At 31.0% G+C, this 3617-nt stretch carries 5 protein-coding genes; all 5 read left to right on the top strand.

Translation table 11 applies throughout. From position 1 onward, the window contains the following. Positions 1 to 1260 (top strand): RHS repeat-associated core domain-containing protein (locus B0A64_RS22675; protein WP_208863563.1); only part of this gene is annotated, 1260 nt, incomplete at its 5' end. After that, a complete protein-coding gene (locus tag B0A64_RS22670; protein WP_089481746.1) occupies positions 1260 to 1859 on the top strand; it encodes an imm11 family protein in 600 nt (199 codons plus the stop codon). The genes B0A64_RS22675 and B0A64_RS22670, both read left to right, overlap by 1 nt. Positions 1860 to 1876: 17 nt before the next feature. Beyond that, positions 1877 to 2359, top strand: coding sequence for a hypothetical protein (locus B0A64_RS22665; protein WP_089481745.1), 483 nt, complete (start codon positions 1877 to 1879; stop codon positions 2357 to 2359). A gap of 264 nt (positions 2360 to 2623) precedes the next feature. Next, on the top strand, positions 2624 to 3235 hold the full coding sequence (locus tag B0A64_RS22660) for a hypothetical protein (protein WP_089481744.1): 612 nt from the start codon (positions 2624 to 2626) through the stop codon (positions 3233 to 3235). Positions 3236 to 3373: 138 nt separating this feature from the next. Beyond that, a partial coding sequence (locus tag B0A64_RS22655; protein WP_133083322.1) for a hypothetical protein occupies positions 3374 to 3617 on the top strand: 244 nt, incomplete at its 3' end.

The raw sequence follows: 3617 nt of genomic DNA, 5'->3' as shown, positions 1-3617 counted from the left end.
GATCCACAAGATCCTAATGACCCTCCTATTGATGGAACAGATCCGCCTCCGCCAGTAGAAACGAATCGTTTTAGCGCGTTAGCGGCACAGCAGATAAATGAAAAGGTTCCAACCACGCCAACCTTACAATTTTTTCCAACGGCAGAGGGGTATGTAAAAAAGGAGAGTGGAGTTTTTTCGTATGTGTTTCAGTACAAAGACCATTTAGGCAACGTACGGTTAAGTTATGCTAAAAACCCGCAAACCCAAGTTCTTGAAATTATCGAAGAGAATAATTATTATCCCTTTGGGCTAAAACATGAGGGGTATAATCCCCCAAATTTAGCATTAGGAAATAATGATGCTCAAAAGTATAAGTACAACGGAAAGGAGCTCCAAGACGAGAGTATTGGCGGGAATCAGCTGAATTGGTATGACATGGAAGCTCGAAATTATATGCCAGACATTGGGCGTTGGGGTAATATGGATAAACTGGCTGAAAGTTTCTTTGTTTTATCTCCATATAATTTTTCAAATAATAATCCAGTATATTTTTCTGACTCTAGTGGTCTTTCTCCAGATGGACCAAAAGAAGCAATTGCTTCAACTATTGTAAGAAATGGAAGAGTAATAGAACATCGAGACGATGGCGACCCAGGTATTTATTTAGCTGATTTTGGCTGGCAAGTGGGTGGATCAACTCAGGGTTTGTCATTATTAGGTTTTGAAAAACCAGGTGAAACTTATAACGTAGGCGATAGGATTATGTTTGATTTATCTGGTTATGGTACAACAAGCCAGCCTAAAAGAGCATTAGGTGTAACTTATGCTATTGGTGGTGCTTATGATATAACTGGAGCTTGGGAAGCTTTTTTTACAGAGTTGTTTTCGGAACTAGGTGATGATTCTCCAGAAACAGCACTTGCATTTGCAGTTGTGACGAAAGGAAAGGTAAAACCTAAACTTGCCGTTAGATTATTAGAAAATTTACCTACCCAGATTCATCATTTTGCAACTAATAAACATTCAAAATATTCAAAACAAATGGCAAAGATAATAGAGCAATATAATTTAAAATTGAGTGGTTCTTGGAACAAAGGTGCGTTACCACATTTGGGACGGCACCCGAATGCATATCATGATTTTGTTCTTGAAAGCATGCAAAAAGCTAGTATGGAGGCAGGAAATGACAAAGCAAAATTCTTAAAATTGTTTGACCAATATGTCAAACAACCCGTTATTGAGAATCCAAATTTATTAAGAAAATCAGGCTGGGAATAATGAGTAAGTATTTTTTTTTAAGTTGGAAGAATTCAACGCAAACAGCAAGTGCAATTTATGAAATCGAACATCAGATTGCACATGAGCTAATCCCTGAATTAGAAGGAAAAGGATCACTGCCGTTTAATTTTAATTTAAAACGAATTAGAGAAACAAAAGATGATATAATCATAGATGATAATTTGGATGAATTACAAGAAATTTGGCTGGATTACCTACCAAATAGCCTTGTCTGGCCTTTAATGTCCCAAAAATTAAAATTGGTAGTGCAAGAAAACCTTACAGAAAATGAAGGTGTTGACTGGCTTGATTGTAAAGTTAATTACGGAAATGAAGAAAGAATATATTATATTTTAAGATTCAACAAAAAATTGGATGTTTTGGATATGACAGAAACAAGTTTTGTTAGAGGTACTGACCATATAATAAGACCAGTTTTTTCATATTCAAAAGTTAGAAATCTTAATATTTTCAGTAAACCAGCATATCAATATTTATGGAGAATTACATCGGGACTGTATGTTAGTGAGAAATTAAAAAAAGAAATACAAAAAAAGAAATTGACAGGACTTGATTTTTCAAAAGTACGAGTGATTTAAATTATTGTAATAGAAAAATGAAAAGCCTACCTAATAATAATGAACCTTTAGAATTGAGTATCAATAAGCAATATTATGTTATTGATGCTCTTTATTTAAATGATATAAAAAGTGAATTCTTAAAAGCTAATACTTTGCCTAAAGATATTAGAAATGAAGTTTTTCCATATACAGATACACCTTTTGCGCAATATAAGCCAGAAGAGAATATTTTTTATGTAAATCAGATAATAAAAGTAGATTTTGATGAAATTGTTTTAGAAGATTTATCTTTTTTTTCGACGGATACAGGATTAATAGTCTTTATCTCAGAAGATATATTATTAGAATTTTTAAAAGATTTCAATTATGAAGATTTAGTTGATTCAGAAAATGAATTGATAAATGAAAAATATTGGAAACAAATAACTTCGAAGTTTAAGTTGGAAGATATTGGATTAGTTATAGCAGATTTAGAAAATGATTTTGATGGAAGTGGAACATATATGATTACAAGATAGTGTATCAGTTGTTGTCGTAAAATCAGAAAAATGAATGTGATAATAAAAAATGGAGACAAAGTTAAGGGTGTATTTTTATACCCTTAACTTTTTTACGTTATGCCCTGATTTTTAAAACCAGTATAAATCCGCAATTATGAACCTCAGTAGGAAAATATCCGATTGAAAAATAAAAATAAAATCCTCTATCTATTTATTAGTATATAAGCAGGAAGAGTGGTGAAATAATATTTTATCAATTATCATAAAACACAAAAAGATTAAATGAAAATAGTATTTGTTATAATAGGTTTATTAGTTTTAATGATTGTAGTTTTTGCAATTTATAGATTTATAATTGTTAAGCGTCAAAACTCTAAACTTAATGTAAAACGCTTTGAAAGAGTAAAAGAACTTTATCAGAAACTTGAAAATGGGGAAGATGTAACAGAACAAAATATTTTGCCTTATGCTCAAAATAGACTTACTCGACAAACTGCTTTCCAGCTTTTAGAAAAACATAACAAAGTAAATTTATTTCCAAAAGAATATTACTCCATTATAAAAGGAGCTGAAAGTAGTTTGGCAAATTGGTTAGAATTTCCAACTGAATTAGATGCATGCCCTGATGAAATTGAACATATAAAAAGAGTTACTTTCGACTATGATGGAGAAAATAATTTTGTTCATTATGAAGTTTTTAAATATCTTACTTACGAACCTCATTGGGCATCAAAAGTTGGATGGTGCTTAGGTGTCGTTGGACCTTACTTTGACGATAGTAAACCTTACGATTTTGCACAAGCAACATTTAGTAGAATTGATAGCAAGTTGAAAAATGTAACAGCAGATGAGGAAGCGAAATGGGTTCACGACAATATTTCTATGCGACGATAACTTATTTCCAACAAACATTTTGCTTGCTTAGAATTCAGATAAATTATTGTTCTTTTTTGATCAATTTTCATAGGTATCAAAATGGATTATTTCTATTAGAATTTTAATACCTGTAATTATTAATTAATATAAAAATATATGTTTTCATTTTTTAATAGAAAAAATACCAAGCCAGACATCCCAAACTGGGCTGGCTTTTTTAAAAATTCAGAATATTCAATATTCATTTACGAAATTGAATATTATTTCAATAAGCTAAACATCAAATTTGAAATTTCCGACGGAATTATAGCAACGGATCAAAACGAATTTGGATTAAGTAATTTAGGATTAAGCAATGTTGCTCAAATCTGCAAACAAGATAAACCTAAAAATTATAAAG

Origin of the sequence: Flavobacterium araucananum, assembly GCF_002222055.1 — a bacterium.
Classification (GTDB): domain Bacteria; phylum Bacteroidota; class Bacteroidia; order Flavobacteriales; family Flavobacteriaceae; genus Flavobacterium; species Flavobacterium araucananum.
The sequence above is the reverse complement of the archived record's forward strand: the minus strand, read 5'-3'. Positions and strand labels throughout refer to the sequence as shown.